Genomic DNA, 22776 nt, shown 5'->3' with positions numbered 1-22776 from the left:
AGGACGTGATGGCGGACGAAGGAATCATTGCGGCGGGCGAGGCGGCGGACGTCGTCGCGCGCCTGAAGCGCCGCATGATCGACGAGGCGCTGCCGCTGTGGTCGACGGTCGGCTGGGACCATGGCGCGGGTGGTTTCATCGATCGGCTGCACCATGACGGCACGGCGGACGTGGCCGCGCCGCGGCGCGTGTTCGTGCAGGCCCGCCAGATCTGGTGCTACGCCAAGGCCGCGCAGATGGGCTGGTATCCTGAGGGGCGCGCCATCGCGCTCAAGGGGCTGGAGCATCTGCTCGCACGCGCGAAAGCGCCCGACGGCCGGCCTGGCTACGTGCACCGGCTGACGCCGGAGGGCGCGGTGCTGGACGGCCGGCGCGACGCCTACGACCACGCCTTCATCCTGTTTGCGCTGGCGACCGTCTATGCGCTCGACCAGGATGCGCAAATTCGCGCCGAGATCGACGCACTGCTCGCCTTCCTCGACGGCCATTTGCGCTCGCCGCACGGCGGCGTCCACGAAGGCCTGCCGGTCTCGCTGCCGCGCCGGCAGAATCCGCACATGCATCTGTTCGAGGCGATGATCGCGTGCTTCGACGCGACCCACGATTTGTCGTTCCAGAACCGCGCCGGCGAGTTCTTCGCGCTGTTCCTCGCCAATCTCTACGACAAGCAGACGCGCGCGCTCGGCGAATATTTCGAAGAGGACTGGTCGAAGATCGCGCCGGTCAGCGTCGAGCCGGGACACCAGGCGGAATGGGTCTGGCTGCTGAAGGGGTTCGAACGCATCACGGGCTGCCCGACTGGACAGCGGCGCGCCGAACTGCTGGAGACCGCGCTGCGCTATCGCGACGCGGCCAACGGCTGCCTGATCGACGAGGGCGACGACGCCGGCAACATTCGCCGCAGCACGCGCCGGCTGTGGCCGCAGACCGAGATTGCGAAGGCGTGGATCGCGCAGGCCGAATCCGGCGAGCCGGGCGCGGCGGACGAGGCGCGCTTGGCGCTGGCGCGGCTCGAACGGCATTATCTCAACCATCCCGTGCGGGGCGGCTGGTACGACCAGTTCGATCGCGACGGCAAATCGCTGATCGACACCATTCCTGCGTCGTCGTTCTATCATGTTCTCTGCGCAGTCACGGAAGCGGAGCAGGTATTGGAAGGTTAAAGCCAGCGCTTGCGCCGCTTGAAGCTCTTGAGGTTCTTGAAGCTCTTGCGCTGGTCGCCGGCGCCGCCGAGGTAGAATTCCTTGACGTCCTCGTTGTCGCGCAATTCGTCCGCGGTGCCGTCGAGCACGACCTTGCCCTGCTCCATGATGTAGCCGTGGCTTGCCACCGATAGGGCGGCGCGGGCGTTTTGCTCGACCAGCAGAATGGTGACGCCGAGGTCGCGGTTGATCTTCTGGATGATCGAGAACACCTCTTTCACCAGCAGCGGCGACAGGCCCATCGAGGGCTCGTCCATCAGGATCATCTTCGGTCGCGCCATCAGCGCGCGGCCGATCGCGAGCATCTGCTGCTCGCCGCCGGAGAGATAGCCGGCTAGCCCGGTGCGCTCCTTCAGCCGCGGGAAATAGTCGAAGACCATGTCGAGATCGGCACCGACCTCGCGGTCCTTGCGGGTGAAGGCGCCGAGCTTGAGGTTTTCCAGCGACGTCATGTCGGCGACGATGCGCCGGCCCTCCATCACCTGGAAAATGCCGCGGCGGACGATCTTGTCGGGATCGATACCGTTGATGCGCTCACCCTCGAACAGGATCTCGCCGCGCGTGACCTCGCCGTCCTCGGTCTTGAGCAGCCCCGAGATCGCCTTCAGCGTCGTCGACTTGCCCGCGCCATTGGCGCCGAGCAGCGCCACAATCGCGCCCTTGGGGACGTCGAGGCTGAGGCCGCGCAGCACCAGGATGACATCGTCATAGACGACTTCGATGTTGCGCACGCCGAGGAGGGGCGGCGCTGGTACGATGCTCGGGGAGGGGCGGGATGCTGCGAGAGTCTCGGTCATATCAGGTGCCGCCAATTTGCTGTGCTCATCATGCCCGGGCTTGGCCCGGGCATCCACGTACTTCGTCCGAATGGTCAGGCGTGGATGGCCGGGACAAGCCCGGCCATGACGTCCGATATTGTGGTTACCACCCCAGCAATTCCGGCTTGCGCGGCAGCTCCACGGTCTTGACCTTCTCGAGCTTGATCGTGCCCTTGGCCATGAGGTCGTTGAGGTCGCCGTCGGTCGCGCCCGCAATCTTGGTGCGGTAGAGATCGACCTTCAGCGTGCCGCGGTGGTCCTTTTCGGTCCAGGTCGAGGGATTGCAGACGCCTTCCATGCCTGACGGCACCCAATCCTTCTTCTGGTAAAAGCCCTTCACGACGTTGTCGCCGGTGGCGCCGCCGTTCTTGGCGGCCCAGTCGAGCGCTTCCTTCATGTAGAGAGCCGAGCAGACGGCGGCGATGTAGTGCACGGGGCGATAGACCTTGCCGGTGGGATCGGACATCTTCGAGATCTCCATCACCGTCTTCATGCCGGGCGCATCGCCGCCCCAGCTCACCGAGGTGCGCAGCGGGAAGATCACGCCATCGGCGGCATCGCCCGCGGTCTTGGCGGCGTTCTCGTCCATGCCCCAGACATTGCCCATGAACTGGATGTCGACGCCGGCGGTCTTGCAGGCCTTCATCACAGAGATGTTGGAAGCGGCGGTTGTTGCCGAGATAGGCGTAGTTGGCGCCCGAGGATTTCAGGCTCAGGCACTGCGCACTGTAGTCACCCGGGGCGAGTGCGAATACCAGCGGCGGCAGCACCTCGAAGCCGAGCTCCTGCGCCATGGCTTCGCCGGCGGCCTTCGGTGCGTTCGGATAGGGGTGGTTGGCGCCCATGTGCACGAATTTCGGCTTGCCGGACTTGCCCTTGGCCTTCCAGTCTTCGGCGGCCCACATCAGCATCGCGCGCAGCGAGTCCGAATAGCTCGGGCCGTAGAAGAAATTGTAGGGCGCGGGCTTGGCCTTGCCGCTGACGCCTTCGGGGTCGGTGAGTGCCGCAGCATAGGAGCCGGAGAGGTCGGGGATCTTGTCCTGGGCGAGGAAACCGGTCAGGGCCTCGGTGTCCGCTGTGCCCCAGCCCATGATCGCGGCCACCTTGCTGTCGGGCGCCGACCACTTCTTGTAGAGTGCGATCGCGCGCGGCACCTGGTAGCCATAGTCGTTGGTGTCGACGTTGATCTGCTTTCCGCCCACACCGCCGTTCTTGTTGACCCAGGCAAAAGTATCGGCGACGGCCTGGCCGTAGGGCGTGCCGACGTCGGACGTGCCGCCGGAATAATCGGCGAGATGCCCGATCGCGATCTGCGCCTGCGCGCTTGCCGAGAATGCGGCGATGGCCAACGCCAGCGATGCGGTGCTCAAAAGGGATCTTGTCTTCATTGGTTGTCTCCTCCTGTTTATTTGTTGGTTAGAGAGTTGCCGTGCTCAATGCGAGAACGGGTAGAGTTTCCAGTACGCCTTGATCTGCCGCCAGCGATGGGCGAGCCCGTCCGGCTCGAACATCAGGAACGCGATGATGATTACCCCGATCGCGATCTCGCGCAGGAAGGTGATGTTGGTGTTGAGCGACAGCGCCTTGTCGATCGCGCCGCCCTTCAGGGCAACGCTGAGGAATTCCATCGTCTCAGGCAGCAGCACCACGAAGGCGGTGCCCATCAGCGTGCCCATGATCGAACCGGTGCCGCCGATGATGATCATGGCGAGGAACAGGATCGAGCGTTCGATGCCAAAGCCTTCCTGGGAGACCACGAGTTGGTAGTGCGCATAGAGCGCGCCGGCGATACCGGCGAAGAAGGCGGCGAGGCCAAATGACAGCGTGCGGTATTTAGTGAGATTGATGCCCATGATCTCCGCCGAGAGATAATGGTCGCGGATCGCCACCAGCGCGCGGCCGTCGCGCGTGCGCATCAGATTGGTGACGAGAACGTAGCTTGCGATCACATAGGCGAGCACGACATAGAAATACTGCCTGTCGCCGCGCAGCGTGTATCCGAAGAGCGAGAACGGGTTGGCGCTCGCCGGCACCGAGCCGCCGGTGAACCACTCCGCGCGGGAGAAGAAGTCGAGCAGGATGTATTGTGCCGCGAGCGTCGCGATGACGAGATAGAGCCCCTTCAGTCGCGCCGCCGGGATGCCGAAGATCAGCCCGACCAGCGCAGTGACGACGCCCGCGAGGGGGATCGCGAAGAACACCGGGATCGATGCGTTGTTGGAGATGTAGGCCGAGGTGAAGGCGCCGAGCAGGAAGAAGGCGGCGTGGCCGATCGAAATCTGGCCTGTGAAGCCGACCAGGATGTTGAGGCCAAGCGCGGCGATCGAGAAGATGCCGATCTGGATCAGGATGCTGAGCCAGTAGCCACCAAGGAATTGCGGCACGAGGCAGAGCAGCACCACGCCGACGATCGCAAAGTTGCGGCTCGTCGTGGTCGGGAAGATCGTGGTGTCGGCCGCGTAAGAGGTGCGGAAATCACCAGCAGGGATGAGGGCGGGGCCGGCCATGGATCAGATCCGTTCGATGTCGTGGGTGCCGAACAGGCCGTAGGGCTTGATCATCAGCACGATGATGAGGACGTAGAACGGCGCGATCTCGTAGAGATTGCCCCAGTGCAGGTATTCGCTGTCGACATATTGCGCGATGTTCTCGAGTAGCCCGATGATGATGCCGCCGAGCACGGCGCCGCCGACGGAATCGAGCCCGCCGAGGATCGCAGCCGGAAACACTTTTATGCCGTAAGCGGCAAGGCCCGAGGATACGCCGTTCACGACCGCGACCACGACGCCTGCCACGGCCGACACCGTTGCCGAGATCGCCCAGGCCATCGCGAACACGCTTTTCACGGAAATGCCGAGCGACTGCGCCACCTGCTGGTTGAATGCGGTGGCGCGCATCGCAAGGCCGTACTTTGACGCGCGGAAGAACCAGGCCATGCCGATCATCATCGCGACCGAGACCACGAGGCTCATGACATAGACGGTCTGGATCTGGAGTCCGAACAGATTGACGGACTGGCTCTCGAACACGCGCGGGAACGGCTGCGGATTGACCCCGAACATCCACTTCAGCGTCGCCTGCAGTACGGTGGAGAGGCCGATCGTCACCATGATGACGGAGATGATGGGCTCGCCGATCATCGGCCGCAGGATCAGGACCTGCACCGCGATGCCGAACACGAACATGAACACCAGCGTCAGCGGCATGCCGATCCAGAACGGTACCTGGTATTTCGCGAGCAAGGTCCAGCACACCCAGGCGCCGACCAGCAAGAGCTCGCCCTGCGCGAAATTGACGACCTGTGTCGCCTTGTAGATCAGCACGAACGACATCGCGACCACGCCATAGAGCGTGCCGACCACGAGGCCATTGACGAGGAGCTGAATGAGGAAGGCGGTGTTCATGCCGATGTCCGCGCAAAATGCAGAAGCGATGTTGGTGCACCCTCTCCCCTTGCGGGAGAGGGTGGCTTCGCGAAGCGAAGCCGGGTGAGGGGTTGTCTCCGCAGTGACGGTGCGGAGAGAGGACCCCTCACCCGCGTGAGGGTGTGGTTGGCGGCGGTGATGCCCTCTCCCGCAAGGGAAGAGGGCGCATCGACTGGCCGCGCGTTCTCCCGAAGCGACCTCACTCCGCGGCCTCCGCCAAATGCTCCGGTCGACCCAGATCCACCACTCGCAGCGTCGTCCGGACCCTCTGCGTGGTACCGTCCTGGAAGCGGATCATGGTGTCGACGGGGATATCGGCGTCGCCGCGGTAGATCGCGTCGATGATGGCTTCGTATTTCTCGTTGATGACGCTGCGGCGCACTTTTCGCGTGCGGGTGAGCTCGCCGTCGTCGGCGTCGAGCTCCTTGTAGAGCAGGAGGAAGCGCGAGATGCGCTGCGCCGGCGGCAGTGTGACGTTGACGGTCTCAACCTCCTTGCGGAGCAGCGCATAGACCTCGGGTCGCGAGGCGAGATCGCTGTAGGTCGTGAACGAAAGCCGGTTCTTCTCCGCCCATTTCGAGATGATGGAGTAGCGGATGCAGATCATCGCCGCGAGCGCGTCGCGGCCTGCCCCTAACACCACCGCTTCCGCGATGTAGGGCGAGAATTTCAGCTTGTTCTCGATGAACTGCGGCGAGAAGCGCTCGCCGCGCGAGGTCTCGGCGAGATCCTTGATGCGGTCGATGACCACGAGCTGCTTGTTGTCGTTGAAATAGCCGGCGTCACCGGACAGCATCCAGCCTTCCCGGATGTCGGCGACGCTCGCCTCCGGGTTCTTGTAGTAACCGAGGAACATGTGGGGATGCCGCACCACGATCTCGCCGACGCCGTGAACGTCGGCGTTGTCGATGCGGATCTCGACACTGTCGGCCATCGGCACGCCCGTCGTGTCAGGATCGACTTTGCCCTCGGGATGCAGCGTGTAGGCGCCGAGCAATTCCGTCTGGCCGTAGAGCGTGCGCAGCGGCACGCCCATGACCTGGAAGAACTTGAAGGTCTCGGGGCCGAGTGCCGCGCCGCCGGTTGCGGCCGAACGCAGCCGGCTGAAGCCGAGGCGGTCGCGTAGCGCGCGGAACAGGATCGCGTCGGCAAAGCCCGAACGCTTGCCGTCTGCGAGCGCCGCGAGACCCGACTTCATGCCGATGTCGAACAGGCGCTGCTTGAAGGGCGTCGCGTCCATTACCTTGGCGCGCACGTCCGCAGCGATCGATTCCCAGACGCGTGGCGCGAAGAGCACGAATGTCGGCGCGATCTCGCGCAGATCGTTCATCATGGTATCGGGCTCTTCGACGAAGTTGATCTTCATCCGGCACAATAGGCCTTTGCCGAGCACATAGACCTGCTCCATGATCCAGGGCAGCGGCAGCACCGAGACATATTCGTCGTCCGGTCCTTTCGGGTCAAAGGCGAGATAGGTCGCGCAATGACCGAGCACGCGACCGGCGGCGAGCATCGCAAGTTTTGGATGCGAGGTGGTGCCTGACGTCGTGCAGAGGATCGCGACGTCCTCGCCCTTGGTCGCGTCGACCAGGCGGTCGTAAAGCTCAGGCTCGCGCGTCGCCCGGGCACGGCCGAGCTCGGCAAGCTTCTCCGCGGACATCAAGCGCGGATCGTCATATTTCCGCATGCCGCGCGGGTCGGAATAGATGATGTGCTTCAGCCTCGGCACGCGTTCGGCCAGCGTAAGCAGCTTGTCGACCTGTTCCTCGTCCTCGGCGAAGACGAGCTGGGCTTCACCATAGTTGAGGAGATAAGAGGCCTCTTCGTCCAGCACGTCGCGATAGAGCCCGAGGCTCAATCCCCCGATCGCATGAGCCGCCACTTCCGCGGCGACCCAGTCCGGCCGGTTGTCGCCGATGATGCCGATGACATCCTCGCGCCCCAGGCCCAATTCGACCAGACCGAGCGCGAAATCACGCACCCGCGTCTGATAGTCATTCCAGGTGAAGGGGCGCCACAGCCCGAGATCCTTCTCGCGCAATGCGATCTCGTTACCGTACTCCTTCGCGTTGAGCCGGAGCATCTTCGGATAGGTGTCGGCCTGCGCGACGCGGCCCGCGTAATCCATCATGCCGCGCTCTCCTGCGCCGGCGGTGCATCGTCGGGATCGACCAGCACCTCGTCCTCTTCGCCGAGATAGGCGCGCCTGACGTGGGGATCGGCGAGCACGGCGGCCGGATCGCCCTCGGCGATCTTGCGGCCGAAATCCAGCACCATGACGCGGTGGGAGATGTCCATCACCACGCCCATGTCGTGCTCGATCATCACCACGGTCATCCCGAACTCCTCGTTGAGGTCGACGATGTAGCGGGCCATGTCCTCCTTCTCTTCGAAGTTCATGCCGGCCATCGGCTCGTCGAGGAGAATGAGGCGCGGCTGCAGTGCCATGGCGCGGGCGAGCTCGACGCGCTTGCGCAGGCCGTAGGAGAGGGTGCCGGCCGGCGCCTTTCGCACCGATTGGAGGTCGAGGAAGTCGATGATCTCCTCGACCTTGCGGCGGTGCTCGAGTTCTTCCTTGCGCGCGCCGGTGAGCCAGTACAGCGAGCCCGTGAGGAAATTGTTCTTCAGCAGGTGATGGCGGCCGACCATGATGTTGTCGAGCACGCTCATGTGGTGGAACAGCGCCAGGTTCTGGAAGGTGCGGCCGATGCCGAGCGAAGCGCGCGCGTTGGGCGTCAGGCCGGTGATGTCGCGGCCCTGGTAGAACAGCTGGCCTTCGGTCGGCTTGTAGCGGCCGGAAATACAGTTCACGATCGAGGTCTTGCCGGCGCCGTTGGGGCCGATGATCGAGAACAGCTCGCCATCCCTGATGGCGAAGCCGACATCGGTCAGCGCACGGACGCCGCCGAATCGCAAGGACACGCCGCGCACTTCGAGACTGGTAGCCACCAAACAAATCCCTCCCGGTGATGGCGCATTCAGGGGCGCTCTTCGTCCGTTTCTCTTCGGCGATCCTAGTACGGCTGTGCCGGTGAGGCCATGCAGCAGATGGTCTCGACCGGAGCCGCGCCACTCTCGGTCCCGTTGGGATCAAAAGCCGCATCGTCCGAGGTGGTCCTCAATAGGGGAAAGCGCTATTTTGAAATGTCTCCCGCCTGACAATTCTGCGACAAAGTTTTCGGGCGGTAGCAGCCTCCGTCTTTCGTCGGATGGTGGTCGAAGCGGCCATGCTGCAATGCAGCAGAACAAGGAGTGGCGAACGGTGCGGCTGGCTTCGGGATCATGATTTCAGAGGATCAACTGAAGCGCGTCGCTGCCTGGGCGCGCGAGCTCACAGAAAGGGAGATCGAGGTCGCGCGTGCCGGGATCACGGAGCGGTTCTACGGCACCGGCGAAACCGTGTTCATGCGCGGCGACACGTTCGACTATTGGGCCGGCATGGTTTTTGGGCTTGCCCGGATGGGCGGGGTCTCGCGCGACGGCAAGGAGACGAGTCTTGCCGGGCTGACGGCAGGGGCATGGTTCGGCGAAGGCAGCGTCCTGAAGAACGAGCCGCGCCGCTATGACGTGGTCGCGCTGCGCAACAGCCGCGTCGCTCTGATGGAACGTAGCGCCTTCATGTGGCTGTTCGAGAACAGCGTTGGCTTCAACCGTTTCCTGGTGCGCCAGCTCAACGAGCGGCTCGGCCAGTTCATCGGCATGCTCGAGGTCAATCGCACGCTGGATGCCACCGCGCGGCTTGCCCGCAGCATCGCGTCGCTGTTCAATCCGATCCTCTATCCGGAATCGACCGCGCATCTGGAGATCACCCAGGAGGAGATCGGCGCGCTCTCCGGAATGTCCCGTCAGAATGCCAATCGCGCGCTGAACCGGCTGGAGAAGGAGGGCTTGCTCCGGCTGGAATATGGCGGCATCACCATTCTCGATATCGAGCGGTTGCGCGGTTACGGGGACTAGCGCCCATTGGCAGGAGCGTGCACCGGCCAGAGGTCGGCGCGCCAGCGGATTGCGATCGCCAGCATTGCGATGAATCCTGAGGCGGCATAGAGCGAACCCGTCGCCGAATAGCCGATGACGTCGATCAGGCTGCCGGCTGCGAGCAGTCCGATCGGCAGGCCGTAGATCACCATCATGCGCACGCCCATGACGCGGCCGCGCAGATGCGCACTCGCCGTCCGCATCAGAATCACGGCAGCTGAAATCATCGACATGCTCTGGGCGATGCCGGCGAGGACGAGGCAGGCCATCGCCACGGGCATGGTTCTGATCTCGACGAACACCAGGAGCATGGCGTACCAGGCCAGCGTCGCGCCGATCAGAAGCCGGGCAATGCGCACTCCGCCGACGAGGCTGAGCGTGATGGAGCCGATCAGCGAGCCGACGGCGAAGCTCGCCGAGAGATAGCCGAGGCCGGTCTGGTCGGTATGAAAGATGTCCCGCGCGATGTAGGGCAGCAATCCGCCGGTGAAGGGAAATGCGGTGAGATTGGCCAGAAAGGCGACGCACAGCGCTGCGCGCATCCCCGGGCCATTCCAGGCGTAGACGATCCCTTCCTTCAAATCGCCCAGCAATCTCGAAACGGCGCGGCCGTTCGCCGGGAGATCAGTTGTGACAACGGTTTTTTCCGGCCGGGTCAGGCAGAGCATGAGAAGCGCTGCCACAAAATAGAGACAGGCGATCGCCACATAAACGAGGCCAATGCCGAGGACGGCGAACAGCCCGGCGCCCGTCAACGCGCCGGCGATGCGCGCGCTGTCCTGGGTCGTGCGCGCAACGCTGATGGCGCCCACCAGTTGTTCGGCCGGCATGATCTCGGCAAGCAGGGCGCCGCGAACGCCGAGATCGGAGGGACGGATCAGGCCCATGATCGCGACGATGATCATGACGCTCAGCGGCGACAGATGACCGGTCAGGGCCAGAACCATGATGGTCGACGAAAGCACCGTATAGGCAAGGCGCATTACGACCAGGAGATCGCGATGACCCATGCGGTCGCCGATCATGCCGAGCACCGGTGCGACGAGCGTTCCGACGAATTGCAGCGACGCAAGCACGGTGAGCAGCAACACCGAGCCGGTCTCGATCAGGATGTACCAACCGAGCACGAGAGTCTCGACCTCGAACGCCCAGGAGGTGAGCAGATCGGACGGCCATTGGAAGCGGTAGTTGCGGATGCGAAACGGCGCGAGCGCGGAGGGTCGTGCGGCTGTGCTCAAGGCGCGATGGCGCGTATCACGGCGATTCCCTTGCCTTGTTGCTTCTTCTTGCTGTCCGGCAACCTAGCGCTGGCGATGCTCGTGTCAATCGGCGCCGCCGCAGGCCGGCCCCGCGCTCGGCTCCTACGTCGCCGCGGGTCTCGGCTTCCGCTCCGCCAGCGCCGCGGCCATCGCCGAGATCAGCGGCCGCATGAAATAAGCTTCATCCGCGGGCGAGACGTCGGTGCGCAGGCCATGCGCGGCGAGTTCGCCTGAGACAGCAGGTCCCACCGAGGCGATCAAAGTGCGCTCGAAACCTGCGCGCAGCTTCGCCTCGCTGCCATGCGCCTTCGCGGCTTCGATCAGGCGGCGGACCTGGCCGAGATTGGTCAGCGCAATCGAGTCGATTCGCCCCTCGACCATGTCGTCGATCGCGGTGACGATGTTCGCATCCGCTGCCTTTGAGTCGTAGGCATAAGGCAGCACGGCATCGACATCGGCGCCTTGCGCGGCAAGCGCGCCGGTCAGCGCGCTGTGGTCCTTGTCAGGATAGAGCTGGAGGCCGAGGCGATGCCCCTTCAGGTCGAGCTTGCCGAGCATCTCGATCACGCCCTCGGTGGTCGGCTTCTCCGTGGTCTGCTGCGCCTCGAGTCCGACTTCGCGCAGTGCCTTGCCGGGCTTCGGGCCACGGGTGAATTTTCGCGCCTTGCCGAGCGCCGCGACAAAGGCTTGGTCGAGCCCGCGCGCGACGGCGAGTTTCATGATCCGGCGCAGGCCTTCGCCGGTCATCAGGACGAGGTCGTCGAACGGTTTGTCAATGGCACGGCGGATCCAGGCCTCGACCGGGGCGGGGTCGGGTGCATCCTGGATGGTGAACATCGGGCACTGCACGACCTCGGCGCCTTGCTCGGCCAGCAGCTTCGAGAACTGCGCCTCCTCGCGCGTTTCCAGGATCAGGATGCGGTAACCGTTCAAGCGGTCGGCCATCGGCGTACTCCGGTCAGTCAAAGCAATGGTACATTCAGCCTGATTCCTCGCATTATGTTCATTCAAGTCTTGGGATTGGCGCAAGGGTGGGGTCGGTGATAGAGCAGGGCGCAAATCGCGGGTCGTTTCGCAGCCGCTGCCCAAACCTTCATTAAGGCCCATGCCCGATCATCAATATGTCCTGACCCTGTCCTGTCCGGATCGTCCCGGCATCGTCTCGGCAGTGTCGACCTTCCTGGCCCATAACGGACAGAACATTCTCGACGCCCAGCAGTTCGACGACATCGAGACCAAGAAGTTCTTCATGCGGGTGGTGTTCACCGCCGCCGATCTTGCCGTGGAGCTGTCGGCGCTCCAGACCGGCTTTGCCGCGATTGCCGAGCGTTTCGGCATGGAATGGCAGATGCGCGACCGTGCCGCGCATCGCAAGGTGATGCTGCTGGTGTCGAAGTCCGACCACTGCCTAGTCGACATCCTCTATCGTTGGCGCACCGGCGAGCTGCCGATGAAATTGGCCGCAATCGTTTCCAACCATCCGCGCGAGGTCTATGACGGGCTCGATTTCGGCGGGGTTCCCTTCCACTATCTGCCTGTTACGAAAGAGACCAAGCGCGAGCAGGAGGCGCAGATCCTCGACCTCGTCGCCAAGACCGGGGCCGATCTCGTCGTGCTCGCCCGCTACATGCAGATATTGTCGGACGATCTCTCGGCAAATCTGTCGGGACGCTGCATCAACATCCACCACTCGTTCCTGCCGGGTTTCAAGGGCGCAAAACCCTATCACCAGGCCCATGAGCGCGGCGTCAAGCTGATCGGCGCCACCGCGCATTACGTCACACGCGATCTCGACGAGGGCCCGATCATCGACCAGGACGTCGAGCGCATCAGCCATCGCGATACGCCGGAGGATCTCGTCCGCAAGGGCCGCGACATCGAGCGTCGCGTGCTGGCGCGTGCGATCCGCTACCACCTCGACGACCGCGTCATCCTCGACGGCCGCAAGACCGTGGTGTTTATGGATTGATGTTGCTTCACCGCTCCCGCTTGCAGGGCGAGGGAGCGTACTGTTCTAGCGCACCGCGTTGCCCGACGTAGACCCCGTTGCGCCCTTCTGCGCCTGCTCTTCCTTTTCGCGATCCGCCGCCGGCATCAGCCGCTTGCGCTCGCGCTCCTTCAGGTACGCATCGTATTGCGGCGTGCCGGGTCGCGGCGGTGCGTCGGCCGGCAGACCGCCGGCCCATTGCGGGACGTAGTCGCCCATGCCGGACGAGAGCTTTTCGTTCACGGTGCCGCAGCCGGATAGCCCCCCGGCGAGTGCGAGGAGGATCAGGAGGGAACGAAAAGACTTGGGCATTGTACCGGCACGCGCGAGGTCAGTCATTTTGGACGCCAGGGCTGGCGCCGTGAGAGTAGCCTTCAACAAGGTAAAAGAGACTTATTCGAGGTAGGTAATTAGCTACCGAGGAATGCCGATCCAAGCCACGAAGATGTTCAAATTCTGCAAATGAAAGGCGAAATCCTCCATCCACCCGGCTGGCTGCGTTTGTAGACTCCGGCAAGGGCTCGCGGCAAAGTGGCTTGATCAGCGAGGGGGCTTTTTCGTTGACAGGTCCATTTTATTTGTACAATCGTACAAATGATGGCGACCGCAATCGCGATGCCCGGGTTACCCCGACGTAACTCCGACATCGCTTTCGGATATCGGCAATCGGAACGCTCGGCTTGCGCCGAATGGTCGCCAAACGTCCGATTGACAATAAGGGCGCGAAAGACGCCTTGTGGCGCGCGACATCACGCGTGCGTGACCTAAACTTAGCGCAAGGACCGGGCACTCGGTCCGGCGCACAAGAGATCAGGAATGAAGGGGAGGGACATCTGATGTTCGAACGCAAACAATTGTCTCATAAGGCTGTTTGGGCCGCAGCAGTGGCCGCCATCGCCGGCCTTGCTGCCGTCGCTCCGGCCAAGGCCGAGGACAGCGTCAAGGTCGGCCTGATCCTGCCGATGACCGGCGGCCAGGCCTCGACCGGCAAGCAGATCGAGAACGCGATCAAGCTCTACATGCAGCAGAACGGCGACACCGTCGCCGGCAAGAAGATCGAGATCATCCTCAGGGACGACGGCGCGGTGCCGGACAAGACCAAGACGGCCGCGCAGGAACTGATCGTCAACGACAAGGTCAATTTCATCGCCGGCTTTGGCGTGACGCCGGCCGCGCTCGCTGCGGCTCCGCTCGCGACGCAGGCCAAGATCCCGGAAGTCGTGATGGCGGCTGGCACCTCCATCATCACCGAGCGCTCGCCCTATATCGTGCGCACCAGCTTCACGCTGGCGCAGTCCTCGACCATCATCGCCGACTGGGCGGTGAAGAACGGCATCAAGAAGGTGGCGACGCTGACCTCGGACTATGCGCCGGGCAATGACGCGCTCAACTTCTTCAAGCAGAACTTCACCGCCGGCGGCGGCGAGGTGGTCGAAGAGGTGAAGACGCCGCTTGCCAATCCCGATTTCGCACCGTTCCTCCAGCGCATGAAGGACGCAAAACCCGACGCGATCTTCGTGTTCGTGCCGGCCGGCCAGGGCGGCAACTTCATGAAGCAGTATGCCGAGCGTGGGCTCGACAAGGCCGGCATCAAGGTGATCGGACCGGGCGACGTCACCGACGACGACCTCCTCAACAACATGGGCGACGCCGTGCTGGGCACGGTCACCGCGCACCTCTATTCGGCGGCGCATCCCTCGCAGATGAACAAGGATTTCGTTGCGGCCTACAAGAAGGCGTACGGAAACCGGCCGGGCTTCATGGCGGTGAGCGGCTATGACGGCATTCACCTGATCTACGAAGCGCTGAAGAAGACCAACGGCGACACCGACGGCACCAAGCTGGTCGAAGCCATGAAGGGCCAGAAGTGGGAGAGCCCGCGCGGCCCGATCTCGATCGACCCCGAGACCCGCGACATCGTGCAGAACATCTACATCCGCAAGGTCGAGAAGGTCGACGGCGAGCTCTACAACGTAGAGTTCGCGACCTTCGAGGCTGTCAAGGATCTCGGTAAGACCAAGAAGTGACGCGCGAAAGCGCGTCATCCCGGAGCCCGCCTCCGGTGTCTGCGTCATGCCCGGGCTTGTCCCGGGCATCCACGCAAAGCCGGGAAAACCAGGCAGAACGTGGATGGCCGGGACAAGCCCGGCCATGACGCCCAAGTCCAAGCTGAGACGATGACCTCTATCCTCACCAACCTGTTCGATGGCGTTGCCTACGGCATGCTGCTGTTCGTGCTTGCTTGCGGGCTTGCGGTCACGCTCGGCCTGATGAACTTCGTCAACCTCGCCCACGGCGCCTTCGCCATGGCCGGCGGCTATGTCTGCATGGTGCTGGTCAACCGGATGGGCTGGCCGTTCTTCGCCGCACTTCCGCTTGCCTTCGTCTCCGCTGCTGCGATCGGCATCATGCTCGAGCGCACGCTGTACCGGCACCTCTACGCGCGCAGCCATCTCGACCAGGTGCTGTTCACCATTGGTCTTACCTTCATGTCGGTCGCGGCTGTCGATTACATCCAGGGCTCGTCGCGGGTCTTCATCAACCTGCCGGCCGCGCTCCAGGGCCAGTTCGACGTGTTGGGCGTCGGCATCGGTCGCTACCGCCTGATGATCATCGTGATCTGCGGGCTGCTCACCATCGGTCTCCAGATGGTGCTGGCCAAGACCCGGTTCGGCAGCCGCCTGCGCGCCGCGGTCGATGATCCCCGCGCCGCGAGCGGCCTCGGCATCAACGTGCCGCAGGTGTTCGCCTTTACATTTGCCTTCGGTTGCGGCCTCGCCGGCCTCGGCGGCGCGCTGAGCGCCGAGATCCTCGGCCTCGACCCGTATTTCCCGCTGAAGTTCATGATCTACTTCCTGATCGTGGTCACCGTCGGCGGCTCGTCCTCGATCACCGGCCCGTTTCTGGCCTCGCTCCTGCTCGGCATCGGCGACGTGGCCGGAAAATATTATGTGCCGAAGATGGGACCTTTCGTGATCTACACCATGATGATCGTGATCTTGATCTGGCGCCCGAACGGTCTGTTCGGCCGCACGGCCGCGCGTTGAGTCCGCCGATGAGCGCCTCCTCCGACGTCGGCTATCACGCCCAGCGCCAGGCACGCTGGCACTATGGCGAGGCCGCTTTCTGGCTGATCGTGCTGGCCTGTGGCTTCGCATTTCCCACGCGCTATTTGATCATGACCGACATCCTGAGGCTGGCGCTGTTTGCGATGTCGCTCGACCTCGTCCTCGGCTACGCCGGCATCGTCTCGCTCGGCCATGCCGCCTTCTTCGGCGTTGGCGCCTATGCGGCGGGGCTTCTTGCGCTGCACGGGATCGTCAACGAGCCCGTGCTTGCGCTTGTCGTCGCCGGCCTTGTCGCGATGGTGCTCGGCTTTGCCACCAGCTTCCTGGTGATCCGCGGCGTCGACCTGACGCGGCTGATGGTGACGCTCGGCATCGCGCTGCTGCTTGAGGCGCTGGCCGAACGCTTCTCCAACATCACCGGCGGCACCGACGGGCTGCAAGGCATCGAGATGCAGCCGATCTTCGGCGAAATCCCGTTCGACATGTTCGGCAAGACCGGATTTTTCTATTCGCTCGCCGTTCTGTTCCTGTTGTTCCTGTTCGCCCGCCGCGTCGTGCATTCCCCGTTCGGCCTGTCATTGCGGGCGATCAAGAACAATCCGTTGCGCGCTGCCGCCATCGGTATCCCCGTCAACCGCCGCCTGATCGCGATCTACACGCTCGCGGCGTTCTATGCCGGCATCGCCGGCGCGCTGTTCACCCAGACCACCGCGATCGCCTCGCTCGATGTGTTCGCCTTCGAACGCTCGGCGGACCTGATGCTGGTGCTCGTGATCGGCGGCACCGGCTATCTTTATGGCGGGCTGGTTGGCGCGGTGCTGTTCCGCATGCTCCAGGAATTGTTCTCCACCATCACCCCGCAATACTGGCAGTTCTGGATCGGCCTGGTGCTGGTCGTGATCGTCCTGATCGGCCGTCAGCGCCTGCATCGCTGGGTGCTGTATTTGCCGAACCTGGTCATCAAACAGATTGCCGGGCGCAAGGCCGTGGTTGCCGTGCCGGAGAGCGACGCATGACCATCGCGCTCGAAACCCAAAATCTCGAAAAGCAGTTCGGCGGGCTGCGCGTCACCCGCGACTTGTCGCTAACAATCGAACAAGGCGCCCGCCACGCGCTGATCGGTCCGAACGGCGCCGGCAAGACCACGGTCATCAACCAGCTCACCGGCGTGCTCAAGCCGAACTCTGGCCGCATTCTGCTTGAAGGCCAGGACATCACCGATATTCCCGTGCACAAGCGCGTGTTGCGCGGCCTGTCGCGCACCTTCCAGATCAACCAGCTCTATCCCGACCTGACGCCGCTCGAGACCATCGGTCTCGCGGTTTCCGAGCGCCTCGGCCATGGCGGCGACTGGTGGCGGCGGATGGGCACGCGCAGCGACGTCAACGGCGAGATCGCCGACCTCCTGACGCGCTTCCATCTGCTCGACGTCATGAACGAACAGACCGTGACGCTGCCTTACGGCAAGCAGCGCCTGCTCGAGATCGCGGTCGCGATCGCGGGCAAGCCGCGCGTGCTGCTGCTGGACGAGCCTGCCGCCGGCGTGCCCGAGAGCGAGCGCCACGACATTCTCGCCGTCGTAGGCAGCCTGCCGCGCGACGTCACCGTGCTCCTGATCGAGCACGACATGGACCTTGTCTTCTCCTTTGCCGACCGCATCTCGGTGCTGGTCTCGGGCGCGCTGCTCACCGAAGGCCCGCCCGAGCAGGTCGCGCGCGACCCGCAGGTCAAGGCGGTCTATCTCGGCGAGGAGGCGGTCAATGTCTGACCTGCTCGCGATCGACTCGCTTCGCGCCGGCTACGGCGAAGCGGTGGTGCTGCCGAACATGTCCCTGCGTCTCGCCGAGGGCCAGGTGCTGGCGCTGTTGGGGCGCAACGGCACCGGCAAGACCACGCTGATCAATTCGATCGTGGGCGTGACCCGGCGCTTCTCCGGCACTGTCGAGCTGGCCGGTGCTGACGTCACGACCTTGCGGCCCGACCAGCGGGCGCGCGCCGGCATCGGCTGGGTGCCGCAGGAGCGCAATATCTTTCGCTCGCTCACGGTAGAAGAAAACATGACTGCGGTGGCCCAGCCCGGTTCCTGGACCGTCGAGAGGGTCTACGAGATGTTCCCGCGGCTGAAGGAGCGGCGGAGCAATTTTGGCAACCAGCTCTCCGGTGGCGAGCAGCAGATGCTGGCGATTGGCCGCGCACTGACCCTCAATCCGAAGGTCCTTCTCCTAGACGAGCCGACCGAGGGCCTTGCCCCCATCATCGTCGAGGAGCTGTTAAAGGCGATCGGCGCCATCACTCGGGCGGGCGGCATCTGCTCGATCATCGTCGAGCAGAATGCCCAAAAAATTCTGGGGCTGGCCGACCGCGTTGTGATATTGGAGCGCGGAACGATCGTCCACGACGCCCCGAGCGCCGCGCTGAAGGCCGACCCGTCGGTGCTGGAGCGCCATCTCGGCGTCGCCGGAGCGGCCGCCCACTAGAGATTTCCGGGAGTTAGAAGAATGCAGCGAACCAAAGCCCCCTTCCGCGCCGATGAGGTCGGCAGCCTTCTGCGTCCTGCCAAGATCAAGGAAGCCCGCGCCAGGCTGGAGAAGGGGGAGATCTCGGCCGACGATCTGCGCAAGATCGAGGACATGGAGATCGAGAAGGTCGTGCACAAGCAGGCCTCGGTCGGCCTGAAGCTCGCAACCGACGGCGAATTCCGCCGCTCCTGGTGGCATTTCGACTTCCTGGCCAAGCTCACCGGCTGCGAAATGTTCCACCCCGACACGGGCATCCAGTTCGCGGGCGTCGAGACGCGGCACGACGCGGTGCGGGTGATCGGCAAGCTCGACTTTCCCGATGACCATCCGATGCTGGACCATTTCCGCTTCCTGAAGAAGGTCGCCGATCAGGCTCACGTCACCGCCAAGATGACGATCCCGTCGCCGGCGGTGCTGCATTTCCGTGGCGGCCGCAAGGCGATCTCCAAGGACGTCTATCCCGATCTCGACGCCTTCTACGAAGATCTCGGCAAGACCTACCGCAAGGCCGTGAAGGCGTTCTATGACGCCGGCTGCCGCTATCTCCAGTTCGACGACACCGTGTGGGCCTATCTCTGCTCGCAGGACGAATTGCAGAAGGCACGCGAGCGCGGCGACAATCCCGAGGGTCTCCAGCAGATCTATGCGCGCATCATCAACTACGCGCTGGCCGAGAAGCCGGCCGACATGGTGGTAACGACCCATGTCTGCCGCGGCAACTTCCGCTCGACCTGGATTTCTTCAGGCGGCTACGAGCCCGTGGCCGAGACCATGCTCGCCGGCACAAATTACGACGGTTACTTCCTGGAATACGACAGCGACCGCGCCGGTGGCTTCGAGCCGCTGCGCTTCCTGCCCAAGGGCAACAAGGTCGTCGTGGTCGGTGTCATCACCTCGAAATTCGGCGAGCTCGAGAACAAGGACGCCATCAAGCGCCGTCTGGAGGAAGCCGCCAAGTTCGTGCCGCTTGAGCAGCTTGCGCTCTCCCCGCAGTGCGGTTTTGCGTCGACGGAAGAGGGCAACGTCCTCTCCGAAGAAGAGCAATGGGCCAAGCTCGGCCTTGCGGTGGAGATCGCAAAGGAAGTGTGGGGCAACTGACAGGTTGGTGCGACGCTCGCCTCGCTCGTGTCTCGGACGCGCTGCAACGCTTTAGCGTTGCTGCGCAGAGCCGGGACCCAGAAGGCCACGAACTGCATCGCGGAGACATGGGCCCCGGCTCTGCAGCGCACCGCTGAAGAGGCGTTGCGCTGCGTCCGGGGCACGAGAATATCTCACTTCTCCGCCAGATAAACCTCGCCCAGCAGGGACGAGTTCGACCACGGCACCTGCTTGTTCTTCGTGCTCGAGACCACCTCGGCCCGCACCCGCGTCAGCATCTGCTGTACTTCCAGGCCGGGCGTGCCGAGATGGCGGGAGAGCGCGGCGGAGAACGGCGAGTTGGCGCCTTCGCCGTCGAGCGCGACCTGGCCCGGTGCGGTAGCGAAGGCGATCAGCGTGCCCGCGCCGAGCGTCGCGCCGGTCCCCAGGCTGGTTGGCGCTGCGAGGCCCGACGCCCCCTCGATGGCGCGGTTGGTGCCGGCCGATGCGACCCTTTGTGCCATCGGATTATTGCGGCAGGCATCGAAGATCAGAATGTTGGTGCGGACCTGGTCGTCGAGGCCGGTCATGATCGTGTCCATGTCGATCATCGCGTCCGTCATGCTCGCGCCCGGCTTGAGTTCGACGTCGACCGGAATGAGATAGTTGCGGCCGTCGACCTGCACGCCGTGGCCGGCATAATAAACCACCACCACCTGCGCCCGCGCCGCCTCCAGCAAAAAGTCGCGCGTCATCCTCTGCATCGTTGCGCGGTCGAGATCGACGCCTTCCGACACGGTGAAGCCGATGTCGCGCAGGCTCTTCGCGACGGCGCGTGCGTCGTTGGGCGGATTGGGCAGTGCCTTGACATGCGCATAGGCGCCGTTGCCGATGATCAGCGCCATGCGCGTGCCGCGAGCGTCCGGAGCAGGTGAGGGGGCTGTGTTCGTTTGCTGAGGAGCCGGCGCCTGTGCCGGCTGCGTCACTGCCGACGGGGCATCGCGCGGGATCGGCGCGCTTGCGTCCGTGACCAGCGACAGCCGCACCTTTGCGGTGGCCTGGTTGGCCTTGCTGCCGGCATCGGATGCCATGATCGCCAGCGTCGCCTTGTAGTCGTCTCGCGCGTGCGCGTAGTCGCCTTTTGCCTCGTAGGCGAGCGCGCGATGGGTGTAGCCCGAGATCAGCACGCTGTTCGGCGGCGTCATGATGTTGACGTGCGGCTTTTCCTTCGCGAGCCGGATCGCTTCGCTGCCGTCGGCAATCGCGCGATCGTAATCGCCTCTGACACGCCAGATGGCGGTCCGGTTGATCAGCGGCTGCGGCAGCGTCGGGTCGAGCCGGATCGCCTGGTTGATATCGGCGAGCGCGCCGTCGAGGTCCCCGAGCGCCTCCTTGGAGATGCCGCGGTTCTGGTACGAGAATGCCGATTTTGGATTGGTCGTGATCGACATGTCGTAGTCGGCGATCGCCTTGGCGTAATCGCCTTTGCCGCGCCAGGCATTGCCGCGATTGTGGAAGATGGTGCCATCAGGCGGGCCGAGCTTCAGCGCATCGTCGAAATCGGCGACCGCGATCTCGTAGTCGCCTTTGTCGTAATACGCCGAGCCGCGCAGGTTGTGGAGTGCCTGGTTCGGCTGGAGCCGGATCGCTTCCGTGGCGTCAGTGATGACCTTGGCGTAATCGCCCTTCTTGTTCCAGCCTACCGCGCGCCAGAAGTAGACCGTCGCGAGCTGCTCGCCTTTGAACACCTTCAGCGCAATGATCCTGGTGCAGGCGTCGATCATCTGATCCGCCGGCGTGGTGTCGGTAGTGCAGAGCGGCCCAAGCTGGCTGCGCGCCTGCGCAAAAGCGGGCGCCGACCACAGGGTTGCGGCGAGCAGGCAGAACGCGACGAGCAGGCGACGCATTGGTGGTGGTCCGTTGAGGAGAGGCGTCTGTTTGTTGCCCGGCGGGGCGCCGTGGTTCACGGCCTCGCCGTTGTGCACACGGCAAACGGAGGGCGGCTCGATCCCCTATTCCCTCGGTGGGCAGATTTTGCTAGGAGGCAATACCCAACCCTTCTGCCCACCGCGTCCCACTCCATGAAGAACGACGAAATCCTGAGCCAAATCACCGAGTTCTGCCGTAAGGCGGACATGGCGGAGTCGACGTTCGGCCGGCGCGCGGTGAACGATGGGAAGCTCGTGCACCGCTTGCGCGAGGGCAAGCGCATCACCATCGACACGCTGGACCGGATCCAGGCCTACATGGCCGCATCGATGGCCGGCGGCGTGCCGCCCCCGCGGGGGCTTCAGGTGCCGCCGGAAAAACGCGATCCGCGCGGCAATTTCCGCTTTTTCGAGAACCGCCAGAAAATACCTGCTGTTCGTCCACACTTGCAGTGAGAAGCGGGTGGTCGCCGAGCGCGTGGCGCTGGAGCTTGCCAGCATCCATCCGCGGCCCCCGGCGCTGCGCGTGTTCGACGCCGGCGTGGGCGACGGCACGGTGCTGGCGCGCGTGCTGCGCTCGATGCATCAGCGCTTTCCGCACATGCCGTTCTATGTCGCCGGCAAGGAGCTCAGCCTCGAGGACCTCCGCCTGACGTTGGAGAAGGTGCCGGATCGCATTTTCGAGCATCCGGCGTCGGTGTTCGTCTTTACCAACATGTTCTACTCCGAGGCGCCCTGGCTCACGCCGGCATCGCCCGCGGCGGCCGCCGCGACGGTCTGGCACGAGGTTCCCTTGCGGGGGGCTTCCTCGGGCGAGTTCGAGACCCAGATCGCGGAGCTGAAGCCGTTTTTGGAGCAGAATTGGCGTGCGGCGGTCAGCCCGCGCACGGGCATGCCGCTATATGAGCGGCCTGTCGTGCTGGTGCTTTACCGCGAAGACCAGCGGTTTCTGCTCGATTCGACCATTCCGCGGCCAGGCCAGACCGAGGCCAATTTCGACCTCGTTATTGCATCCCAGCCATACCGCGCGCTGTCCTCGGTCAATTTTCGGGCAAAACGGATTATTGCGCCCCTGGCGCGGGCCTTGCGGGCAGGCGGCCGCCTGATCGGAATTCACTCCCACGGCCAGGATCCGGGCATGGAAATGATCCGGGCGATCTGGCCCGGAGAAAATCCTTTCTCAGTGAGCCGTCATGAGCTATTGCGCGCAGTAAAGTACGAACTCGGCTCGGTGGGCCGCGACTTAAATTTTAATGCTTATGCGGATAACCGCTCGATCTTCAGGTATGATATGGAAGCTCTGCCCAACGAGGTGACAGGCACTATCGGCACCTCGACGGCCTTTGCAGCGTGGAATGCGGCAGTGTACGTCGCTCAGATCGAGGACGATCGGTTGACAGAAATGACTCAAAACGGCCGCACTCTGGATGCCGCCAGGGATGTGCTGCGAAAGTACAATGGGCTCTGGTTTCTCGACGAATCCTACGTCATCTCGCGCCGGCGTGATTGACATCA

18 protein-coding genes and 2 pseudogenes are annotated in these 22776 nt (G+C 63.9%); 10 read left to right on the top strand and 10 right to left on the bottom strand.

Features of this window, described 5'->3' with window-relative positions; genetic code table 11:
- Positions 1 to 8: 8 nt before the first annotated feature.
- A complete protein-coding gene (locus tag ACVWW3_RS17485) occupies positions 9 to 1163 on the top strand; it encodes an AGE family epimerase/isomerase (RefSeq protein WP_456649227.1) in 1155 nt (384 codons plus the stop codon).
- Here the strand turns inward: ACVWW3_RS17485 and ACVWW3_RS17480 are convergent.
- From ACVWW3_RS17480 to ACVWW3_RS17455, 6 genes and pseudogenes are all read right to left on the bottom strand, one after another.
- A complete protein-coding gene (locus ACVWW3_RS17480; protein ID WP_456649228.1) occupies positions 1160 to 1999 on the bottom strand; it encodes an ABC transporter ATP-binding protein in 840 nt (279 codons plus the stop codon). The two genes, ACVWW3_RS17485 and ACVWW3_RS17480, sit on opposite strands and share 4 nt — an antisense overlap.
- Before the next feature lie 124 nt (positions 2000 to 2123).
- Positions 2124 to 3408: pseudogene (locus ACVWW3_RS17475) on the bottom strand (ABC transporter substrate-binding protein).
- 45 nt (positions 3409 to 3453) lie between these two features.
- Positions 3454 to 4527 carry a branched-chain amino acid ABC transporter permease gene (locus ACVWW3_RS17470; protein ID WP_354106672.1) on the bottom strand — a complete coding sequence of 358 codons (1074 nt, stop codon included), beginning with the start codon at positions 4525 to 4527 and terminating at the stop codon, positions 3454 to 3456.
- 3 nt (positions 4528 to 4530) lie between these two features.
- Complete coding sequence (locus ACVWW3_RS17465; RefSeq protein ID WP_456649230.1) at positions 4531 to 5424, bottom strand: branched-chain amino acid ABC transporter permease; 894 nt, start codon at positions 5422 to 5424, stop codon at positions 4531 to 4533.
- Positions 5425 to 5644: 220 nt separating this feature from the next.
- A complete protein-coding gene (locus ACVWW3_RS17460) occupies positions 5645 to 7576 on the bottom strand; it encodes an AMP-binding protein (protein WP_456649231.1) in 1932 nt (643 codons plus the stop codon).
- Entirely contained in the window at positions 7573 to 8394 is an 822-nt protein-coding gene (locus ACVWW3_RS17455; protein ID WP_247350464.1) for an ABC transporter ATP-binding protein, read from the bottom strand. Before ACVWW3_RS17455 ends, ACVWW3_RS17460 begins: the two co-directional genes overlap by 4 nt.
- 333 nt (positions 8395 to 8727) lie before the next feature.
- Here ACVWW3_RS17455 and ACVWW3_RS17450 point away from each other — a divergent pair, with 333 nt between their 5' ends.
- On the top strand, positions 8728 to 9402 hold the full coding sequence (locus ACVWW3_RS17450; RefSeq protein WP_456649232.1) for a Crp/Fnr family transcriptional regulator: 675 nt from the start codon (positions 8728 to 8730) through the stop codon (positions 9400 to 9402).
- Here ACVWW3_RS17450 and ACVWW3_RS17445 read toward each other — a convergent pair.
- Together ACVWW3_RS17445 and ACVWW3_RS17440 are read right to left on the bottom strand one after the other, a co-directional pair.
- Positions 9399 to 10661, bottom strand: a complete 1263-nt coding sequence (locus ACVWW3_RS17445; RefSeq protein WP_456649233.1) for an MFS transporter — start codon at positions 10659 to 10661, stop codon at positions 9399 to 9401. The two genes, ACVWW3_RS17450 and ACVWW3_RS17445, sit on opposite strands and share 4 nt — an antisense overlap.
- Positions 10662 to 10784: 123 nt before the next feature.
- Positions 10785 to 11627, bottom strand: coding sequence for a uroporphyrinogen-III synthase (locus ACVWW3_RS17440; protein WP_456649234.1), 843 nt, complete (start codon positions 11625 to 11627; stop codon positions 10785 to 10787).
- Positions 11628 to 11787: 160 nt separating this feature from the next.
- Here ACVWW3_RS17440 and purU point away from each other — a divergent pair, with 160 nt between their 5' ends.
- Positions 11788 to 12651, top strand: a complete 864-nt coding sequence (purU, locus tag ACVWW3_RS17435; RefSeq protein WP_456649235.1) for a formyltetrahydrofolate deformylase — start codon at positions 11788 to 11790, stop codon at positions 12649 to 12651.
- Positions 12652 to 12696: 45 nt separating this feature from the next.
- On the opposite strand, the gene ACVWW3_RS17430 is transcribed toward purU, so the two are convergent.
- A complete protein-coding gene (locus ACVWW3_RS17430) occupies positions 12697 to 12981 on the bottom strand; it encodes a hypothetical protein (protein ID WP_456649811.1) in 285 nt (94 codons plus the stop codon).
- A gap of 524 nt (positions 12982 to 13505) precedes the next feature.
- Here ACVWW3_RS17430 and ACVWW3_RS17425 point away from each other — a divergent pair.
- The 6 genes from ACVWW3_RS17425 (at position 13506) to ACVWW3_RS17400 (ending at position 19354) form a co-directional block, all read left to right on the top strand.
- The gene (locus ACVWW3_RS17425; RefSeq protein WP_247352155.1) at positions 13506 to 14696 is read left to right on the top strand and encodes an ABC transporter substrate-binding protein; all 1191 of its coding nucleotides are present in this window, start codon (positions 13506 to 13508) and stop codon (positions 14694 to 14696) included.
- Between the two features lie 150 nt (positions 14697 to 14846).
- Positions 14847 to 15716, top strand: coding sequence for a branched-chain amino acid ABC transporter permease (locus ACVWW3_RS17420; RefSeq protein ID WP_456649236.1), 870 nt, complete (start codon positions 14847 to 14849; stop codon positions 15714 to 15716).
- Between the two features lie 8 nt (positions 15717 to 15724).
- The gene (locus ACVWW3_RS17415; protein ID WP_247443644.1) at positions 15725 to 16753 is read left to right on the top strand and encodes a branched-chain amino acid ABC transporter permease; all 1029 of its coding nucleotides are present in this window, start codon (positions 15725 to 15727) and stop codon (positions 16751 to 16753) included.
- The gene (locus tag ACVWW3_RS17410) at positions 16750 to 17505 is read left to right on the top strand and encodes an ABC transporter ATP-binding protein (RefSeq protein ID WP_456649237.1); all 756 of its coding nucleotides are present in this window, start codon (positions 16750 to 16752) and stop codon (positions 17503 to 17505) included. Before ACVWW3_RS17415 ends, ACVWW3_RS17410 begins: the two co-directional genes overlap by 4 nt.
- Positions 17498 to 18214, top strand: coding sequence for an ABC transporter ATP-binding protein (locus ACVWW3_RS17405; protein ID WP_247352147.1), 717 nt, complete (start codon positions 17498 to 17500; stop codon positions 18212 to 18214). The genes ACVWW3_RS17410 and ACVWW3_RS17405 overlap by 8 nt, the downstream gene beginning before the upstream one ends.
- Positions 18215 to 18235: 21 nt before the next feature.
- Entirely contained in the window at positions 18236 to 19354 is a 1119-nt protein-coding gene (locus tag ACVWW3_RS17400; protein ID WP_247352145.1) for a cobalamin-independent methionine synthase II family protein, read from the top strand.
- A gap of 173 nt (positions 19355 to 19527) precedes the next feature.
- Here the strand turns inward: ACVWW3_RS17400 and ACVWW3_RS17395 are convergent, their stop codons facing one another.
- Positions 19528 to 21240, bottom strand: coding sequence for a caspase family protein (locus ACVWW3_RS17395; protein WP_456649238.1), 1713 nt, complete (start codon positions 21238 to 21240; stop codon positions 19528 to 19530).
- A gap of 174 nt (positions 21241 to 21414) precedes the next feature.
- Here ACVWW3_RS17395 and ACVWW3_RS17390 point away from each other — a divergent pair.
- Positions 21415 to 22771 (top strand): annotated as a pseudogene (locus ACVWW3_RS17390) (hypothetical protein).
- The last annotated feature ends 5 nt before the right edge of the window (positions 22772 to 22776 follow it).

It is taken from the genome of Bradyrhizobium sp. LM2.9, assembly GCF_054056555.1.
The sequence above is the reverse complement of the archived record's forward strand: the minus strand, read 5'-3'. Positions and strand labels throughout refer to the sequence as shown.

What these genes read in the sequence shown, in the direction of transcription:
- ACVWW3_RS17485 (WP_456649227.1), top strand. Translation starts at nt 9, where the DNA reads ATGGCGGACGAAGGAATCATTGCGGCGGGCGAGGCGGCGGACGTCGTC.
- ACVWW3_RS17480 (WP_456649228.1), bottom strand. Translation starts at nt 1,999, where the DNA reads ATGACCGAGACTCTCGCAGCATCCCGCCCCTCCCCGAGCATCGTACCA.
- ACVWW3_RS17470 (WP_354106672.1), bottom strand. Translation starts at nt 4,527, where the DNA reads ATGGCCGGCCCCGCCCTCATCCCTGCTGGTGATTTCCGCACCTCTTAC.
- ACVWW3_RS17465 (WP_456649230.1), bottom strand. Translation starts at nt 5,424, where the DNA reads ATGAACACCGCCTTCCTCATTCAGCTCCTCGTCAATGGCCTCGTGGTC.
- ACVWW3_RS17460 (WP_456649231.1), bottom strand. Translation starts at nt 7,576, where the DNA reads ATGATGGATTACGCGGGCCGCGTCGCGCAGGCCGACACCTATCCGAAG.
- ACVWW3_RS17450 (WP_456649232.1), top strand. Translation starts at nt 8,728, where the DNA reads ATGATTTCAGAGGATCAACTGAAGCGCGTCGCTGCCTGGGCGCGCGAG.
- ACVWW3_RS17440 (WP_456649234.1), bottom strand. Translation starts at nt 11,627, where the DNA reads ATGGCCGACCGCTTGAACGGTTACCGCATCCTGATCCTGGAAACGCGC.
- purU (WP_456649235.1), top strand. Translation starts at nt 11,788, where the DNA reads ATGCCCGATCATCAATATGTCCTGACCCTGTCCTGTCCGGATCGTCCC.
- ACVWW3_RS17430 (WP_456649811.1), bottom strand. Translation starts at nt 12,981, where the DNA reads ATGCCCAAGTCTTTTCGTTCCCTCCTGATCCTCCTCGCACTCGCCGGG.
- ACVWW3_RS17425 (WP_247352155.1), top strand. Translation starts at nt 13,506, where the DNA reads ATGTTCGAACGCAAACAATTGTCTCATAAGGCTGTTTGGGCCGCAGCA.
- ACVWW3_RS17420 (WP_456649236.1), top strand. Translation starts at nt 14,847, where the DNA reads ATGACCTCTATCCTCACCAACCTGTTCGATGGCGTTGCCTACGGCATG.
- ACVWW3_RS17415 (WP_247443644.1), top strand. Translation starts at nt 15,725, where the DNA reads ATGAGCGCCTCCTCCGACGTCGGCTATCACGCCCAGCGCCAGGCACGC.
- ACVWW3_RS17410 (WP_456649237.1), top strand. Translation starts at nt 16,750, where the DNA reads ATGACCATCGCGCTCGAAACCCAAAATCTCGAAAAGCAGTTCGGCGGG.
- ACVWW3_RS17405 (WP_247352147.1), top strand. Translation starts at nt 17,498, where the DNA reads ATGTCTGACCTGCTCGCGATCGACTCGCTTCGCGCCGGCTACGGCGAA.
- ACVWW3_RS17400 (WP_247352145.1), top strand. Translation starts at nt 18,236, where the DNA reads ATGCAGCGAACCAAAGCCCCCTTCCGCGCCGATGAGGTCGGCAGCCTT.
- ACVWW3_RS17395 (WP_456649238.1), bottom strand. Translation starts at nt 21,240, where the DNA reads ATGCGTCGCCTGCTCGTCGCGTTCTGCCTGCTCGCCGCAACCCTGTGG.